The sequence below is a fragment of the Actinomyces sp. 432 genome, from assembly GCF_009930875.1.
Taxonomy (GTDB): domain Bacteria; phylum Actinomycetota; class Actinomycetes; order Actinomycetales; family Actinomycetaceae; genus Actinomyces.
This window is the reverse complement of the sequence record NZ_CP025249.1, coordinates 2,729,201-2,747,787: the sequence shown is the minus strand read 5'-3', so window position 1 is coordinate 2,747,787 and position 18,587 is coordinate 2,729,201. Positions and strand designations below refer to the sequence as shown.

The 18,587-nt window shown below is 69.2% G+C and carries 10 protein-coding genes; 6 read left to right on the top strand and 4 right to left on the bottom strand.

Annotation, left to right across the window (positions count from 1 at the left end; translation table 11 throughout):
- The first annotated feature begins 47 nt into the window (after positions 1–47).
- From CWT12_RS11460 to CWT12_RS11440, 5 genes are all read left to right on the top strand, one after another.
- A complete protein-coding gene (locus tag CWT12_RS11460) occupies positions 48–2,153 on the top strand; it encodes a DUF6571 family protein (protein WP_161924905.1) in 2,106 nt (701 codons plus the stop codon).
- A gap of 667 nt (positions 2,154–2,820) precedes the next feature.
- A complete protein-coding gene (locus CWT12_RS11455; protein ID WP_161924904.1) occupies positions 2,821–5,304 on the top strand; it encodes a DUF6571 family protein in 2,484 nt (827 codons plus the stop codon).
- 119 nt (positions 5,305–5,423) lie between these two features.
- Positions 5,424–6,425, top strand: a complete 1,002-nt coding sequence (locus CWT12_RS14410) for an AAA family ATPase (protein WP_272927753.1) — start codon at positions 5,424–5,426, stop codon at positions 6,423–6,425.
- Between the two features lie 73 nt (positions 6,426–6,498).
- Positions 6,499–10,230 carry a transglutaminase domain-containing protein gene (locus tag CWT12_RS11445; RefSeq protein ID WP_161924903.1) on the top strand — a complete coding sequence of 1,244 codons (3,732 nt, stop codon included), beginning with the start codon at positions 6,499–6,501 and terminating at the stop codon, positions 10,228–10,230.
- Positions 10,231–10,529: 299 nt separating this feature from the next.
- Positions 10,530–11,555: a hypothetical protein gene (locus CWT12_RS11440; RefSeq protein ID WP_161924902.1), complete on the top strand. Its 1,026-nt coding sequence runs from the start codon at positions 10,530–10,532 to the stop codon at positions 11,553–11,555.
- Positions 11,556–11,975: 420 nt separating this feature from the next.
- Here CWT12_RS11440 and CWT12_RS11435 read toward each other — a convergent pair whose 3' ends face one another.
- The 3 genes from CWT12_RS11435 to CWT12_RS11425 form a co-directional block, all read right to left on the bottom strand.
- Positions 11,976–13,097, bottom strand: coding sequence for an alpha/beta hydrolase (locus CWT12_RS11435; RefSeq protein ID WP_161924901.1), 1,122 nt, complete (start codon positions 13,095–13,097; stop codon positions 11,976–11,978).
- Complete coding sequence (gene metX, locus CWT12_RS11430) at positions 13,094–14,293, bottom strand: homoserine O-acetyltransferase MetX (protein WP_161924900.1); 1,200 nt, start codon at positions 14,291–14,293, stop codon at positions 13,094–13,096. The genes CWT12_RS11435 and metX overlap by 4 nt, the downstream gene beginning before the upstream one ends.
- A gap of 234 nt (positions 14,294–14,527) precedes the next feature.
- Positions 14,528–15,889, bottom strand: coding sequence for an O-acetylhomoserine aminocarboxypropyltransferase/cysteine synthase family protein (locus CWT12_RS11425; protein ID WP_161924899.1), 1,362 nt, complete (start codon positions 15,887–15,889; stop codon positions 14,528–14,530).
- Between the two features lie 352 nt (positions 15,890–16,241).
- Here CWT12_RS11425 and CWT12_RS11420 point away from each other — a divergent pair, with 352 nt between their 5' ends.
- Positions 16,242–17,783, top strand: coding sequence for a C40 family peptidase (locus tag CWT12_RS11420; RefSeq protein WP_237564171.1), 1,542 nt, complete (start codon positions 16,242–16,244; stop codon positions 17,781–17,783).
- 125 nt (positions 17,784–17,908) lie between these two features.
- On the opposite strand, the gene CWT12_RS11415 is transcribed toward CWT12_RS11420, so the two are convergent.
- Positions 17,909–18,409 (bottom strand): inorganic diphosphatase, encoded by a 501-nt coding sequence (locus CWT12_RS11415; RefSeq protein ID WP_161924898.1) that lies wholly within the window; start codon positions 18,407–18,409, stop codon positions 17,909–17,911.
- Between the last annotated feature and the right edge of the window lie 178 nt (positions 18,410–18,587).

Sequence of the window (18,587 nt, the reverse complement as noted above, 5' to 3'; positions counted from 1 at the left end):
TGTCGGGAATTCCGCCTGGTTGCTGCATAGGAAGGGGAGGAACAATAATGACAAAGGTATCCCTCAACGCAGAGAAGCTGGAAACCGCCATCGCTCAAATCCGTAAGGTTGCCACCGACGCGGAAGGCGCTCGGAGCTCAATCAATCTCGAGCTTAACAACGCCGATGTCACCGTGCCTGACACTGACTTCAGCACGGACGCGTTGACCGCCATTGATAACCTGAGGGCCAGAGCAGATGAGATTGAGTCCTGCAAGGACGAGATCGTGCGGTTGAATGAGTCGGGAATTGCGGGCATGGACGCTAACGGCGTCATCACCTACAATTTGCCGGACACCGTGACGATCAACTCTTCGGACGATCTCAGTTCGGTAGTCCAGGCGGAGATCGACGCGGAGAAGGCGAAGAACGCAGATCCCGATGAGCTGCTGGACCTGATGAATGGATCGGTAGCAGACCATCAGGATGATGAGGTCTATGCTGCGGCCTTCGCCGACGCCATGGGACCTGAGGGCATGGCCGATCTGGCCTACACGATTGACAAGCACCGGCAGTACCAGCTTGAGAACTTTCCGGACTACGATCCGAAGGATCCCGACACTGACTACGGCACTCGCTGGGATAGGGCCAACGAAGCATGGTTGTCCGCTCAGGCGACGCTGTCGATCTGCTTCGGCACGGCGACGAACTCCTCTGCCTGGACGCCCCAGCACCGCAAGGAGTATGCGGAGGAGCTGGCGGAACTCGTCACGGACGAAGATCAGCCCTACTACATGCCGCTAGGCTTCAACCTGCTGCTGGAAGGCGCGAACCGAACCGCAGCGAATACGGCCGAGGTTGACGGCGAGGCGGTGCAGGCCGGCGGAGTGTTCAACAAGTACTTCCTGCAGGATCTGGGGAATGCCATACAGGCGCATGAGAAGACCAGCGAAGGTTACCCGGCGTGGTGGGAGATGATGCTGAAGACCTCTTCGCCTGAGGGGAGCATGGGTGATTGGGATCCGATGGCCGGGATTCTGACTGCGATGGGGCGGCAGCCTGATGCGGCTTTGGACTTCCTGGCGCCGCCGGTTGATGACCGTGCCACCGAGCAGACCGTGGAGGTTGATGGTACTACCTGGGAGTGGCTTAAGGGGCGTGACTGGGATTCGACCAGTTTTGAGGCGCTTACGGCGGCCGTGGCCGGTGCTTCGGAGCATCGTCAGTTGACGACGGGTACGAAGGACGAGCGTGCTGCGTGGATCACGGAGCAGGCGGTGGTTGACATGGCCGGGCGTAAGGATGGCCTGTGGACGGACACTTCGCGGCAGAACGCGGCCGTGGTACTGGCCAACTCCATGCAGGAGGTGGATGAGGCCGCAGGCGACGTTCAAAGAAATTCACGGAGATCGCAATTCAATGCTGCGATGCCCGCTGGCTGGGATGAGAAGCACGACGAGGAGGTGCGCGCATTGTTGCAGGAGACGCTCAAGGATGACGTCGCCTTGCAGACCGTCTCCGACGCTGCAGGCAGGTACGCGTCTGCGCGCATGGATAGCGCATTGGATGCTCTGCCGGAAGACGCGAGTGGGGAGGAGGCGTATAAGCGGGCGTCTCAAACGGGGTACAGTAATGGCCGCCTTATCGGATATATTCAGGGTGCCGCGGAGAAGGGGCGCGGCGACGCCGCAGCCGAGAAAGACGCGACCAATCAGATGATCCTAAACGCCTTTGGTAAAGGGCTGAGCTTCATACCGGGACCACAGTCCGCTGTGGCAGGAAAGGCGCTAAGTATCGCGGAGTCGTATGCGCTCGATATGGTGGGGGACTGCTTGCCATCAAATGCGCAGCAGGCGCAGGACGAGGCGGTGAGTATGCAGGAGCAAGCCATGAGGAGAATATTAGCGGAATCGTATGTCAAGCTTGATGAGCGCGGGTATTTGCCGCCCGAGGCATACTTGGACTACGAGAACAACTATTACGAGGATTCCTGGATGAAGCGCGACGATCAGGGAGACTTGCATATTGACGGTGAGGCGTTGCTGTCCAATCCGGAAAGCATCGAGCAGTTCATGGGGTGGATTGAAGATGATTGGGAGCTTGACTCTGTTCTGGGTGAGGCATTGATGGGGTCGAATGGTTTCGAAGCAGGCGCTAAGAGTGGGAGGCGATGATGGGGCAAATACAACGTGAGGTGGGTGTCAAGGCGCGTGTAGTTTGGGTTTTGCTAATTCTGGCGTGTACGGGGTGCTTCGGGGGTTGTGCCGATGATTCGATCACGGGCCCTTACTGTGGGCTGATTGCCGAGGAGGACGTGACTCCGATAGTGGGTCGTGTGACGGAGGTTGAGGAGGGGGGTGGCAGGCTGTCATATTGTACTATCGAGGGTGAGCGTGCTGTGTTGGCGGTGCACGGCACTAGCGACTCGTGGGTTGTGTTTGGGCAGGATGGTGACAACGCGTTTACGACGTTGGAGGCGATTACTGGGGGTGAGGGGCGTGAGATCCCGGGTACGGAAGCGCGCGTATTCTCTTACCTGTCTACGGGAAATCCTGTGCACCCGAATGCTTATGCTTATTGGTTGGAGGGGCGTGCCGGGTTTGCCATGTACACGGTGGTTGCCGAGGATGCTGATGAGTCGACGGTTGCGGCGTTGGAGGAGTTGGTGATCAAGTACGCACCACAGGTCTTGGATGGCGTGGCTTCGCGTTCGGAGGACCCAGGCCCTAACTGGAATGATCCGGCGACTGGTGCGCCTGGTGCCGAGTCGTCTGCTTCCCAGGCTGCAGACATGTCCAGCGATGCTGACTCAACGTCCACCGGATCGCCAGGTCAGTGACAATGATGGGACTCAAGTTCAGCCGCGTGCCGTCACTCCGTGTTGTTGTGGTGGCGCTGCTAGTGGTTGCGCCGTTAGGTTGCGTGAGTGGCTGCGCTGATGATTCGATCGCGGGCCCATACTGTGGGCTGATTGCCGAGGAGGATGTACACCCTATTGTGGGTCGTGTGACGGAGGTCGAGGAGGGTAGTGACGGAGTGTTCTATTGTAGCATTGAGGGTGAGCGTGCCGTATTGGCCGCGCACGGTACGGCGGATTCATGGGTGGCGTTCGGGCGTGGTGGTAATAATGCGTTTACCACGTTGGAGGCGATTGCTGGGGGTGAGGGGCGTGAGGTCCCGGGTGCGGATGCGCGTGTATTCTCCTATCTTGGGCGGTACCCAAAGCACCCGAATGCTTATGCGTATTGGTTGGAAGGTCGTGCCGGGTTTGCCATGTACACGGTAGTTGCGGAGGATGCTGATGAGTCGACGGTTGCGGCGTTGGAGGAGTTGGTGATCAAGTACGCGCCACAGGTGCTGGATGGGGTGGCATCGCGTACAGCGGACCCCGGTCGCAACCGGGACGATCCTGCCACCGGCACTCCCAGTCCCGAGCCGTCTGCCTCTGCCACCGCCGCGACGACTGCCTCTGTCACGGCAGGGACGGAGGGATCGGACCGGGCTCGAAGCGATGCGGAGAAGGCGAAGAACGCCAAGCCCGATGAGCTGCTGGAACTGATTAACGGATTGTTGGCCGACCACAAGGACGATGGGGTCTATGCCGCGGCCTTTGCCGACGCCATGGGCCCAGAGGGGATGATGGAACTGGCCTACACGATCAACCAGCAGAGGCAGCAGCAGACCGAAAACCTGCCTGCTTACGATCCGAATGACCCCGACGCCGAATACGTGACCCGTTGGCAGCAGACCGAAGACGCGTGGCTGTCGGCCCAGGCGACGCTATCGATCTGCCTCGGCACTGCGACGAACTCCTCGGCCTGGACTCCCCAGCACCGCACGGACTACGCGAAGATACTCAGTGAGCTGCTCGCGGACGAGAGCCAGTCCTACTACATGCCGCTAGGCTTCAATCTGCTGCTGCGGGGAGCCAACCGCTCGGCAACGAACATATTGTCCCACGGTGAGCCGATGGCGAGCGCGGGCGGAGTATTCAACAAGTACTTCCTCCAGGACCTGGTGTCTGCAGCGACGGCGCACGAGCAGACTGGCGATGGCCTGCCGGCGTGGCAGTCGCAGAGGATGAAGACGCCATCTCCGGAAGGCGCCGTGGGTGATTGGGATCCGATGGCCGGGATTCTGACTGCGATGGGGCGGCAGCCTGATGCGGCTTTGGACTTCCTGGCGCCGCCGGTTGATGATCGCGCCACCGAGCAGACCGTGGAGGTTGATGGTACTACCTGGGAATGGCTTAAGGGACGTGACTGGGATTCGACCAGTTTTGAGGCGCTTACGGCGGCCATTGCGGGCGCTTCGGAGCATCGTCAGTTGACGACGGGTACGAAGGACGAGCGTGCCGCGTGGATCACGGAGCAGGCGGTGGTTGACATGGCCGGGCGCAAGGATGGCCTGTGGACGGACACTTCGCGGCAGAACGCGGCCGTGGTACTGGCCAATTCCATGCAGGAGGTAGACGAGTCCGCTAATGAAACTGAGAATTCGAGAAAGGACTCGGCATTCAACGGCAGCCTGCCCGCCGGTTGGGAGGGCTACCATCCGGACGAAGTGAAGAAGTTGCTGCAGGAGACACTAAAGGATGATGTCGCGCTGCAGACCGTCTCCGCCGCGGCGGGCCGATACACCTCACTGCGCCTCGACGATGCGCTGGATACGCTGCCTGCAGACTCTGATGACTCGGAGGACTCGGGATACTCGAGTCTGAAGGCTGCGAGTGCCCTGATTGTTCAGAAACTTGAGCCCGATGGCCGTCTACTCGGTTACATTCAGGGAGCTGCGGAGAAGGGGCGCGACGATGATGGCGAGCAGTTGGATGCGACGAACCAGATGCTCCTCGATGCTTTCGACGACGGGGTGTACTCCACCGCCGCTACCGTTGCCGGCGCCGCCGGGCCCGCCTGGGGCGGTACGGCGCGAAACATTGCGCAGTCCTATCTGGTGGCTGCGCTGCAGAAACCCGTTGCCGGCGCGTCCGGCTGGAGTGACGTTCAGGACTACGGCATGTCGGAGGCGGTGAGGCGGCATTTCCTGGTGGAGGCATATGTCAAGCTCGATGAGCGCGGACTTCTGCCGGCCGGCGTCTATGAGGGCGTTGAGGACAAGGCCTACACCGGCTTCGATGCGTGGATGAAACGGGATGCCGCCGGAAACTCCTACCTCTACGCCGCGGCGCTGCTGTCCGACCCGGACCATATGGGACAGTTCGTCGGTTGGCTTACAGATGACCCTGATCTTGCCGGGGTTAACCTCCGCGACGGTGTGCCGGCAGTAAAGGCGTTTGAAGCGGGCCACGATGCGGGCGGAGCATGAATACCGCGCTGCACGGCTACGGCACGGCTGGCTCCTGACCGGGCTATGCGCGCCCCGTACGCGCTGCCAGGTACCGCCATCCCCTGTCAACGGCTGATGGGCTCTGCCAGAATCGACGCATGACCAGCGCTGATAGCCGCGGCGCCGCAAACGCGCACGCACCGATGGCCCCCGCCGCCCTGCGCGAACTCGCCGGCGCACTGCGAGACCGAATGCAGCGCGTCGTCGTCGGCAAGACCGAGGCGATCGACACCCTCCTGGCCACCTTCCTGGCCGGCGGCCACCTCTTGATCGAGGACGTGCCCGGCGTCGCCAAGACCACCCTGGCCCTGGCACTCGCGCGCTGCCTGGACCTGAGCTCGGCCCGCATCCAGTTCACCGCCGACCTCCTGCCCGCAGACGTCACCGGGGTCAGTGTCTACGACCAGTCCACCCGCGAGTTCCGCTTCCACCCCGGCCCGGTGTTCGCCGGCGTCGTCGTCGCCGACGAGATCAACCGGGCCACCCCGCGCACCCAGTCCGCCCTGCTGGAGGCCATGGGGGAGGGGCAGGTCAGCGTCGAGGGGCGGACCCTGCCCCTGCCCGACCCGTTCATCGTCGTCGCCACCCAGAATCCCCTGGAGATGGAGGGCACCTTCGCCCTGCCGGAGGCCCAGCGCGACCGCTTCATGACCCGCCTGACCATGGGCTACCCCGACGCCGGCGCCGAGGCCGCCATGCTGCTCGCCCGCGGCGGCGCCGACCCGCTCGCCGACCTCGCCCCCATCGCCTCCGAGCACGACGCCCGCGCGGCGCGCACCACCGTCGCCTCCCTGCACCTGGCCCCCGCCGTCGCCCGCTACATCGTCGCCCTGGTATCCGCCACCCGCAGCGACGAGGCCATCGCCCTGGGCGCGAGCCCCCGCGCCGGCCTGCACCTGGCCGCCGTCGCCCGCGCCCGCGCCGCCATGGCCGGACGCAACTTCGTCTCGCCCGACGACGTCGCCCGCACCGCCGTCCACGTGCTCGCCCACCGGCTCATCCCGGCCGGATGCCCCGCCTCGGCTGCCGACGCGCTCGCCGCCTCCACCCAAGCCCTGTGGCGCATCCTCGCGAGCACGCCCGTACCGGCGGGTGACTGAGCCGATGCCACTAGACGCGGGCGGCGCCACACCGCAACCCTCCGGGTGCCACCGCCCCAGTGGGCGCCTGCGCGTGACCCGAGCCGCAGCCGCCGACGGACAGCCCACGCGCCGGCTCGTCCCCTGGGCGGCTCCGTCAACGACCGGCTGGCAGGTACTCGTGCTCGGGGCGGCCCTGGTACTCGGTGGCTGCCTCACCGGCCTGAGCCTGATGCGCGACCTGGGTCTCCTTCTCACGGCAACGGCCGGAGCCGCCCTTGTGGCAGGCTGGCTGATGGCTCTCGCCGCAAGGCCGCGAGCGCGGCTGAGCGGACCCGGTGAGGTAGGTGAGGTCCACGTCGGCCAGGATGCGGTCTGGCAGCTGGCCGTCGCCACCCGGCTGCCCCGGTGGGTACCCCTGTGGGTGACCTGGCACGTCGCCGGTGCTCGGCTCACGGTCCCGGTGGCGCAGGGTGGCTGCGCGATCTCCTACCGTCCGCACCGGCGCGGACCGCTCACCGTAAGCGCGCCCGCGCTCACCTGCTACGACCCACTCGGGCTCGCACGCGCCCGCATTCCCATGCGCCTGGACGGCAGCCTGCTGGTCCTGCCCCGACCACTGCCACCGCCGGCTGAGGCCGCCGCCACCGGCACAGCTGACACGGCAGGCGGCGTGGACGCGGCTGCCCCGTCCCGTTCGCACCCCGGTACCTCCGGCCGGCAACTCGGCAACCTGCGCGAATACCGGCCAGGCGACTGGCTCGGATCCGTCCACTGGCGCCAGTCCGCGCGCACCGGACGGCTCATCGTCATTGACCGCGAGCACGAGGGCCGAGGCCTGCGCCGCCTGCGGCTAGACCTGCGCGCCTGCGCCTACACGGCGCATGCTGAGGCACCGGGTGGCGCCGCAGCCGCCTTCGAGGGCGCCGTCAGCACGGCCACCGGGCTGATCGAGGCGTGGGCGCGCGCCGGGCACGACGTCGAGCTGCACCTGGGCACCGAGCGCCACCGCGCCACCGCGGCGCACTCCACCGCCCTGCTGCGACGCCTCGCCACGGTTGAGATGAGCAGCCTGCCGGAGGACGACGCCGCCGACCTCCCTCCCGGCGGCCCACGCCCCGGCACCCGTGCGGCCGACGCCGGGCCCGGTGCCGAGGCCGATGTCTTCATCACTGGTGCCCCGGCCGAGCCGCAGCCCCCGCCCGGGACCCTGGTGCTGGTGGCGGACGCGCAGGCCGGCGCCAGTGCGGCCACGGATGCGGCGGCCGCCTCGCCCCCTGCACGCGCCGGCCTGAGGGCGCCGCAGGACGCGCCCACTAGTCGGCCGCGCCTGCGCACCGCCCGCTGGCAGCCGCTGGCAGCCGGGCTCATCACCGTCGGCTTGTGGCACCTGGCCGCCACTGTGCTGGCACCGCTGCTGACCCCGGCGCCCTGGGCCGACCGCGGCCTGGCCGTTGCCGCCGTCGCCCTGCTGCTCCCCGCCCTGGTGCGCACAGCCCGGCCCCAGCGGGCGGGACTCGCCTGTGCCCTGGGCCTGCTCGCCGGATCCGGGGTGCTGTGGTGGGGCTGGCGCGGCACCGGCCAGGTGGAGTCCTGGCTCGCCTCCCCCTCGACCCAGCTGCGCGAGGTCAGCAGCATGCTGTGCGACGGCATCGCCCCGTTGGACACCGGCGGCGCGCTCGGCTTCGCCCTGTGCCTGTTCACTTGGCTGCTGGCCTGGGTGTGCGCGCTTTCGAGCGCGGGCGGCGGCGATGGCTGCGGCGCCACCGGGCTGATCCCGGCCGCCGCGCTGCTGGCCCCCGGCATCGTCCTGGGGCAGCGGCCCGCCGACGACGTCGTACTGGCTGCCGGGGCGGGCGTGCTCGCGCTCATCCTCACAGCGGGGCCCGTGCCCGCCGCGGGCACGCGCAACCAGCACGGTTGGGAGGCGAAGCCGCCCCACGCAGCAGTACGCGCCGCGCCGCTGGTCGCATACGGCGCCCTGATGCGCGCGCTCGGGAAACTGGCCGGCGTGGCGGTCGTGACCGCCCTGGCGGTCGGCACGGCCGGCGTCGCGGTGTCCCTCGCTCCGGCCGTGCCGGTGCGTGCATGGAGCTGGAACGTGAGCGGCGCGGGCGTGGCCGGCCTCTCCGTTCCGGATACCACGCTCACCCTGGACCAGGACCTGGTGCGCGGCTCTGCCGCAACCGTATTTGAGTACACCTCCGACGTGCCGACCGGCACCTCCCTGCGCTTCCCCCTCGCCGTCATCCGAGATCTCGACGGCGATGCCTGGGAGCCCCTGGAAGATCCGGGACCCGCGAGCGCAGGCAGCCTGGTAGCGCCCGTCGGCGGCGGTGCGCTCACGGCCGGAGGGGCGCTCGTGGCCGCCGGAGTCAGCGCCGCCGAGGTGCGCTCCGGCGGCGCCGACCTGCCGGAGACTCACATAGGCATCCAGAACCTAGCCTCTGCACGCCTGCCGCTGGCCCAGTCGACCGCCCTGATAACGACGGATGCGAACGATGACGCGCTCGCGGTCTCGAACTGGGCGTGGGTGCCCGGCACCTCCACCGTCGTCGCCCGGGGCGCCGGTGCCACCAGGGGGAACCGTTACACGGTACGGGGGTGGAACGCCGTCGCCGGCCCGGACGGCACCCCGCAGGTCCTCCCGCCCTACGAGGCCGCCGCCGCGGATCCCCAGGAACTGGCCGCCTACACGGTCACGCCCCGCGGCTCGGCGGGCATCGCCCTGACTGCCCGGGAAGTGGTAGGGGCCGTGGGGCTCGACGGCACCGACGCGCCCCCGACCGCCCAGGCCGCCGCGCTGGCCGCCTGGTTCCACAGCGGTGACTTCGTGTACGACGAGTCCGCTCCCGGTGGCTTCTCCGGGAGCGGCGGGACCATGCCCGTGGACACCGTCAATGACTTCCTCACCGACCGCCACGGCTACTGCGTCCACTACGCCGCCGCCTTCACGCTCATGGCCCGCAGCCTGGGCCTGCCCACCCGCATCGCCATCGGCTACGCCTCCCGCGCCGACGGGGCGGCGACCCCCGTGTCCGGTCAGGAACTGCATGCCTGGCCCGAGGTGTGGTTCGACGACGTCGGCTGGGTGGCCTTCGAGCCCACGCCGGGCGGGGCCGGGCGGCGGGCCGACACCGGGGCGGACCCGCAGCCCTCACCCACCGCGGCGGGGACCGAGACACCGACCGCGTCGGCGTCGGCCGCGCCCGCGCCCACGGTGGTCGCGACCAGCAATGCGCCCGACCCCAGTGGTTCCAGTGGTGCAGCCGGCGCGGGGGACGCCACCCGGCCGGGAGTCCGCGCGCCGCAGCTGGCTGCGGCCGTGCTCGTAGCGCTGCTGCTCGCCGGTCCGGCGCTGGTGCGCTCCGGGCGGCGTCGACGCCGACTGGGCCGCATCCGGAACGGATCCAGACCCGCCGCCGCAGCCTGGCAGGAGCTGCGCGACACCGCCACCGATCTGGGGCTGTGGACGCCACCTGGACGCGTTGGCGCGGCCGGGGGAGCCGGGCGGCGGCCCGGTGGTGCCGGCCGGGGGCCGCGGGCGCGCACGCACGAGGCGCTGGCTGAGTATCTGGCCGCCCTACCCGGCCTGGAGGCCGCCGGGCGAGACCTGGAGGAGTTGGCGGGAGCCGCCGTCGCCGAGGCCTTCGGGGAGGGGGCGCTGGCACCCGCTCCGGGGGGCCGGGCCGACGGTACGGTCGGCGACCGGGAGCGCTTGGCCAGTGGACTGCGCACCGTGACGGCGAGCCTGGCCCGCGCCACGTCCCTGCGTCGACGCCTGCGCGCCCGACTGCTGCCCGCGAGCCTGTGGCGGCGACGCTGACCGGGCCGTCATCCGCGCCCAGCAGGCAGGGGACTCGCAGGTCGTCCCACGCCACGCCGCCCTGCTACGAGCCTTTGCCGCTTGGTTCGAGCTTTTGCGCCCTGGTGTGCGGCGAATTCCCGCACACCAGGGTGCAAAGCGTCGCAGCAGAACTCCCCGGGCGCCTTTAGATGTGTTGCCGGCTGACGGGATGTGCAGGAGCCCACACCGGTGCGATGTGCCGCGCTACGCATGAGAGGATGACCTAGCACAGCGCGCACCGTTGGGGCGGTGAGCGCCGGACAGGAAGGCACACCACGATGGCGCTCTTTGACCTTACGGACAAACGGCTTCAGCCCGCGGTTTTGGGGCGTCCCGCCACCGACGCCGACCGCAGCGCCGCCCTGGCTGCGGTACGGCGGCAGATCACCGAGGTGCTGCGCCGCCCGCTGCTGGCGATCGGCTGGGATCAGGTCGTCGGTGGGGATGCCCTGACCGCGCTCGACGCCGCCGGCCAGGTCGTCACCGTCGAAGTCATTGAGGTGCTCGACTCCACCGCCCTGCTGCTGGCCATGGCGCGCGCCACCAATACCGCGCTCACCGGCCGCGATCAGCTCGCCTCCCGCTACCCGGGCGCCCAGCCCGCCTTCGAGCAGGACTGGGCCGATTTCCGCGGCAGCATGCCCGTGGGCAGTGAGCCCGGGCCCCGGCTGACCCTGATCGCCACCGAGATCGCCGACGACGTGCGCACCTGCCTCGGCATGGTCGCCGATTCCGGCGTGGAACTGCACGAGCTGCGGGTCCGGTCCACCGAGGACGGCCGTGTCCTGGTGTCCGTTGAGCTGCTGCGCACCGATGTGACCGGGCAGGCGTTGGAACTGAACGGGCAGACCGCCGCAGCCGCAGAGGGCTCCGATGACCCATTGCCCGACGACGCCACCGTGCCCACACCGGTAGTGGCGCAGTCGCCCGCCCCTCAAGACGGCCCGCAGGACGACGCCCCGGTGGCCGCGTCCCCCGCCGGCGCCAACAGTGGACACCGCCTGGACGCGGCGGTATTGGGTGCCGAACCCACCGTCCCCTCCGGAGAGGCTTCGGAACGGGCTCTGGCGGACATCGCCCAGACGCTCGAGACGCCCGCGACCCTGGTGTGGCTGCGCCGGCGTCGCGGCATTGACCACCGGGCAACCCTGGCGGCCGACGGCACCATCACCCTCGCCGACGGCACCTCCTACCGTGACCCGTCCACAGCGGCCAATGCTGCCCAGAACACGCAGGATATCGACGGCTGGCGGGTGTGGCGCGTCGGCGTCGGCGGCCCGAGCCTGCGCGAGCTACTGGCCTGAGGCCGCACCGGGGCGGCAGGCGGCAGCGGCAGCGGCCGTACCGGTCGTCTACTGCGAGCCTTTGCACCCTGGTGTGCGGCTATTTGCCATACACCAGGGTGCAAAAGCTCGCACCAGAGGGGGAAGGCCTGGCCCACGCGCATGCCCACGCCCATGCCCGCATCCGCGACCGTGGGGGCCGTGGGGACGGGGCGCGCTGCAATGCTGGGAAACGACGGTGAGACGGCTGTGGCTGACAGGCCTCTATAGTGTGTGAGTGGTGATCCAGGTCGCCTCCGTTCGTCGGATGAGTGGCCCCTGAACGAATGTCGACCGCAAGTCGGGGACATCCCCTGCTTTTACTTTCGACTGGGGAGTGCGGACGCCGGCCTACCCCCACCGGTCACGGAGTAGGCGTGGAACGCGCCCGGCTCCGGCGCCTCAGGTGAGCACGTAACCGCGCAGCCAGCGGCGCAGCGCGGAGTAGACCTGCTCACGCACCGGCGGGGCCGACAGCACCAGGTCGTGGACGCCGCCGTCGAAGCGGGCTACCGTCACCAGCTTGCCCAGGCCGATTGCGCGGTGGGCGGTGGCGTCCGCGTCCACCACCGTGTCGGTCTGGCGCGACTGCGGCGTCCAGGTCACGCTCAAGTGGCTGCGGGCGGATCCCATGGACAGGACCGGGCAGCGCACGTCCAGGCCCTCAGAAACCCGGCGCTGACCGGCCAGGATCGCCAGCAGCCAGCCGGGGCGGATGGGGGCGGCCGGGACCATCTTCCAGCGCCTGTCGACGCTCCAGCCCGTGATGTAGGGGTCATCCGCCCAGGCGGGATCGGGCAGGGGGCCGTCTCGTTCGGGACTCCAGCCGTCAACGAGCGAGTAGAGCGCCTTGGGCGGATAAGAGCGGGTGGGTATCACCATGCGCGGGTCGCGACGGGCGAGCGTGCGCACCACCGGTTCGCCCACGAGCCGCACCGGCTCGGAACCCTGAATCTCCAACCAGGCGGAGTTCAGCACCAGTGCGGAAATCGCCCCCGGGTGGCGGTCCGCCCACAGGGAGGCGACCAGCCCGCCGGTGGAGTGACCGTACAGGACGGTGGGCATGTCCCAGCCCTCGGCGGCGTGGACGGCGGCCAGGGCCAGTCCGATCTCCTCGTCGTAGTCGGTCAAGGAGTTGACCCAGCCGAGCATTTGCCCCGCGCGCAGGGAGCGCCCGTAGCGGCGCAGGTCCAGGGCATAGAAGGCGCCGCCCATGCGCGATACCTCGCGGGCGAAGTGCGCCTGAAAGAAGTAGTCGTTCCAACCGTGCAGGTACAGGAACGCGACGCGCGGCACCGTGGGCGTCCCGGGCAGGGCAGCCGGGTCCAGTGCGGGCACGTGGTGCACCAGGGTGGCGACGGCGTCGTCGTCCTCCGCGTCCGGCAGCAGCTGCAGCGTGCGGGCGCGGAATCCCGGCCCGAGTACGTCGAGACCCCAGGCGTCGACGGGGGCCGGCTGTGGGGGCGGCGTCGGCTCCGTGGGAGCAGTGTGCTCGGGGCCTGCGGGGGCTGCGGGAGTGCTCACCGGGGCGTTTCGTCCTCGGTCAGGAAGCCTCGCAGGGCGGTGTCCATCTGCTCGGCCTCAATTAGGAAGCCGTCGTGCCCGTGTAGGGAGTGGATGGTGGTGCGGCGCGCGTCCGGGATGCCGGCGGCCAGCTCCTCGGCCTGCGCGGGCAGGAAGAGCCGGTCGGAGTCGACGTCGACCACCAGCGTGCGGGCGGTAACCGTGCTCAGGGCTGCCTGGATACCGCCGCGCCCGGCACCGACGTCGTGCACCATCATGGAGTGGTTGACGATCAGGTAAGTGTTGGCGTCGAAGCGTGCCAGCAACTTGCCGGAGTGGTGGTCCAGGTAGGACTCGATCTGGTAGCGGCCGCCGACGGCGGGATCCTCCTGGCCCTGGTGGGCGCGGCCGAAGCGCGTGTCCAGCTCCCCGGCGGAGCGGTAGGTGGTGTGCGCTATGGCGCGGGCCAGGCCGAGGCCGCGGACGGGGCCGACGCGGTGGTTGTAGTAGTCGCCGTCGAAGAAGTAGGGGTCGCCGACGATGGCCAGCTCCTGCAGGTGGCACCAGGCGAGCTGGTCGGCGGTGGTGGAGGCGCCGGTGGCTACCAGGGCCAGGTTGCGTACGCGCTCGGGGTGGGTGACGCCCCACTCCAGGGCGCGGTGGCCACCGAGTGAGGCGCCGATGACCAGGTGGAAGGCGTCGATGCCGAGGGCGTCCGCCAGGCGCGACTCCGCCCGCACGGCGTCGCGAGTGGTCAGCCAGGGGAAGCGCGAGCCCCAGGGGCGCCCGTCCGGCGCGGTGGAGGAGGGGCCGGTGGAGCCCTGGCAGCCGCCCAGAATGTTCGCGGCCACCACGTAGTAGCGGTCGGTGTCGATGGCGCGGCCGGGGCCGACCAGCGTGTCCCACCAGCCGGCGGTGGGGTGCCCGGGGCCGGCCGCGCCGGTGACGTGGGAGTCGCCGGTCAGGGCGTGCAGCACCAGGACGGCATTGTCACGGGCGGGTGTGAGCTCTCCCCAGGTCTCGAATGCGAGGTGCGTTTCCGGCAGGATCTCGCCGGAGTCCAGCGGGAGGTCTCCGATCTCCAGGAAATGGCGCTGGCCGGGGTCGTCGCCTGGCCGCCAGGCGCCCGTCGGAGAGCCCGCCGAGCGGTCGACGAGCTTGAGGGTCGCCGTGCCGACCCCGGGCACCTGCGAAATGGGTGCGGTCATGGCCGTCATGGTAGCCGGGGAGGCTGTCTGCGAGCGAGGCCCGAGTGCGGGCGGCATGAGTGTGCGGCCGTGGAGCGTCGGCCCGGTGCCGCTGCCGTGCGGCCGCTCCACGTGCGGTGCCGCCGGTCTCGGTGCGTAACATCTACCGGTCTCGGTGCGTAACGTCTACCGGTCTCGGTGCGTAACGTCTACCGGTCTCGGCGGTTATTTCTACCGGTCTCGGTGTGGGGGCGGGGCGCGACGCTAGAGCGCGGCGACGGCGGCCAGGCCCCGCTCCAGGTCGGCGATGATGTCATCCACGTGCTCAATGCCGATGCTCAGGCGGACGGTGCCGGCACTGATGCCGGCGCGGGCGAGCTCGGCGTCGGACAGCTGGGAGTGCGTGGTGGTGGCCGGGTGGACGCACAGGGAGCGGACGTCGCCGATGTTGGCCAGGTTGGAGAACAGGGACAGGGCGTCGATGAAGGCGGCCCCGGCCTCGCGTCCGCCCGCCAGGTCGAAGGCGAAGACGCTGCCTGCACCGCGCGGGCAGTACTTGCGGTGCAGCGCGTAGTAGGGGCTGGACTCCAGGCCCGAGTAGCGCACCTCAGCCACCTCGGGCCGGCCCTCCAACCACTTGGCGACGGCGAGTGCGTTGTCCACGTGCCGCTCCATGCGCAGGGATAGGGTCTCCACGCCCTGCGCAATGAGGAAGGAGTCGGTGGGGCTCGCGGCGAAGCCGAGGTCGCGCTGGCCGGCGGTGTGAGCCCGCAGGATGAAGGCCATATTGCCCAGGGGGCTGCCCACGCCCAGGTCGCGGGCGTAGACGAGGCCGTTGTAAGAGGGGTCGGGGGTGTTGAACTCGGGGAAGCGCTCGGGCTGCGAGGCGAAGTCGAAGTTGCCGGAGTCGACGATCACTCCCATCACGGTGGAGCCGTGGCCGCCGAGGAACTTCGTGGCCGCGTGGACCACGATGTCGGCCCCCCACTCGAAGGGGCGGATCAGGTAGGGGGAGGCGACGGTGTTGTCCACCACCAGTGGGATGCCCAGTGCGTGGGCGGCGTCGGCAATCGGCTCAATATCGAGGATGTCTCCCTTGGGGTTGGGGATCGACTCGCCGAAGAAGCAGATGGTGCGCTCGTCCGCGAGCGCGGCCCAGGCTGCCGGATCACCGGGGTCGGAGACGAAGCGAGTCTCGATGCCCAGCTTGGGCAGGGTGTGGTTCAGCTGGTTCACGGTGCCGCCGTACAGGGATGGCGAGGCGACGATGTTGCTTCCCTGCCCGCCCAGGGTGAAGAAGGTCAGGGCCTGGGCGGCCATGCCCGAGGCCACCAGGTGGGCGCCAATGCCGCCCTCCAGGGCGGCGATGCGGCGGGCCACGATCTGGTTGGTGGGGTTGTCGAGGCGGGTGTAGATGGGGCCCAGGGACTTCAGCTCGAAGCGGTTGGCGGCTTCCTGGGCGTCGGGGAAGACGAAGGAGGTCGACTGGTAGATCGGGATGGCCCTGGCACCGGTGTCGGAGTCGGGTGTGTGGCCGGCCTGGACCTGCATGGTTTCGAAGCGCCAGCCGGTCGGGTCTGCGGGGGAGGGGACGTGTCCCGGGGTGCTGGACGGGGCCTCTGCCATGAGAACTCCTTGATCAATGGCGGAATCGAGGGCGGTACCGACGGCGCCCGCAGCGACGGCATCGCCGGCGGACGTGTCAGCAGGCGGAACCACCGGGACCGTGGGCGGGCCGGAGGTGGCCGGACCTGTGGGAGAAACGCTACCTCAGAGTTGGGTATGACGAACGTCACGCAATTGCGGAGCGTGTCGCGGATCCGCTGTATTCCGGGGCTGGTGGTACGTGTGAGGGCCTCTGTGACGGTTGTGAAATATGATGTTCTTGTTTCTCTTGCGGGCGTTGATGGGTACGGTATGCGAGGACACCCGGTCTGCGTCGGTCAAGGAGGCGCGCCGGAATACGTACGGAGATCTTGTGAGCACGACCCATCGCCCGCGCCGCCCCAGCGCACCCCTGCGCGCGAGCCTCACCGCCGCGGCCCTCGCACTCGCCGTCACGTTCACCCCGGCTGTTGCTGATGAAGTGACCCAGGATGACATCGACCGCGCCAAGTCAGCGGAGCAGGCAACCGCCGCCTCCATCGCCTCGCTGGAGGCGTCCTTGGCGCAGCTGAGTGTCAAGACCGCCGCCGCCGAGGTCGAGGCCGCTGCGGCCAATGAGGACTACCTCACCGCGCTTGACGAGCTGGATGCGGCCACCACCGACGCCGAGAACGCGCAGTCCCGGGCGGATGACGCCGCCGCGGAGACGGCGGAGGCCCGCACGGACCTGGGCGCCGTCGTCGCCGAGACCTACGAGCAGGGCAGTGCAGGCACCCTGGACGCCCTGGCCCCCTACCTGTCCAGTCAGACCCTCGGCGACGTCACCGACGTCAGTGTCGCGCTCGAACGCGCCGGGGAGGACACGGACTCCCAGCTGCAGAGCGTGGAGGCGCTGCAGGCGGTCGCGGACACGATGCAGTCCATCGCCGACTCCAAGGTCGAGGCGAAGCAGGCCGCCGCTGACACTGCCGCCACCGCCAAGGCCGATGCCGACGCCGCCGCCACTGCGGCGCAGGCGGCCCAGGCCTCCGCCGAGACCGAACGCGCCGGCCTCATCGCCCAGCTCGCCGAGCAGCGCAATACGACGGTTGAGCTGGAGACCGCCTACCAGGAGCAGCTGGAGGCGGAGCGCAAGGCGCGGGAGGAGGCCGCCGCCAAGGAGGCGGCCGAGCAGGCGGCTCGCGAGCAGGCAGCTCAGGCTGAGGCGGCCCGCAGCGCCGAGCAGAGCACGCCGGCTCCCTCCGGCTCCTCCGAGGGCTCCGCGAACTCGGGTTCGGGTGAGCAGTCCTCCGGCTCCTCCGGGGCGTCGTCGTCCCAGGGCCAGCAGTCGCAGTCCTCCTCCGGCGGGGGGACTTCATCGGGATCCTCCTCGTCAGGATCCTCCTCTTCCGGGGGCTCCTCCGGTAGCTCCTCATCCGGCTCCGGTTCCTCCGGGAGTGCGTCGTCCGGCTCCTCCTCTTCCGGGGGCTCCTCGGGGGCGAGCTCCTCCGGGGGCGCCTCCCAGAGCACGCGGCAGACCGCGACGGCCTCCAACGCATCGGCGTCGGGCGGTGCCGCTGCCAGCACGGCCATCGCCGCCGCCTACACCTACATCGGGGTGCCCTATGTCTGGGCGGGCGAGTCCTATGGCGGCGTGGACTGCTCGGGCCTGACGATGCTGTCCTACCGTGCGGCGGGCGTCTACCTGACCCATTCCTCCAGGGCCCAGTACGGGCAGGGCACACTGATCCCGCTGGGCAGCGCGCAACCCGGCGACCTGGTCTTCTGGTCCTCCAACGGCACCCAGTCCGGCATCTACCACGTGGCCATGTACCTGGGCAACGGGCAGATGATCGAGGCGCCTACCTTCGGCTACACCGTGCGCGTGACCTCCATGCGCTACTCCGGCGCCATGCCCTACGCCGTGCGCCCCTGAGGCCGACGACCATGCCGCGCGCGAGCTGCCGCGGGCCATGCGGCGGGCGGCGGCGCAGCTGAGCGCCGACCCGGCTGGGCAGGCCGAGCGGGCGCGGCCCCGGTGCCGCGCCCGCTCGCGTTCGCTCAGTGCCCCTCGCGGGCGATGCGGGCGGCCTCGCGCTCGTAGGACAGGCGGATCTCCGCCTCCGCCTCCTCGCGGCCGACCCAGTGGGCGCCCTCCACGCTCTTGCCGGGCTCGAGGTCCTTGTACACCTCGAAGAAGTGCTGGATCTCCAGGCGGTGGAACTCGGAGACATCCTCGATGTCGGTGCGCCAGGAGGCCCGCTGGTCGCTTGCGGGCACGCACAGGACCTTGTCATCCCCGCCCTTCTCGTCGCGCATGCGGAACATGCCCAGGGCGCGGCAGCGGATGAGGCAGCCGGGGAAGGTGGGCTCCTCCAGCAGCACCAGCGCGTCAAGCGGGTCCCCGTCCTCGCCCAGGGTGTTGTCGATGAACCCGTAGTCGTCCGGGTAGCGGGTGGAGGTGAACAGCATCCGGTCCAGCTTGATGCGCCCGGTGGTGTGGTCGAGCTCGTACTTGTTGCGGTTACCCTTGGGGATCTCAATCGTCACGTCGAATTCCACGGCTGTCTCCGTATCTTGCGTTGCCTGCTTGTCTGGGTGCCCCGAGCGCTCGGGCCGCCGGCCGGCCCGCGACACGACGGGGACGGCGTCGCGCCGGAAGGGCCGGTCCGATAGCACTAGTGTGGACTACGACGGCGCATCCGGAGGGCAAAGCCATGCGGCCGGCCCCGGAGCTGGC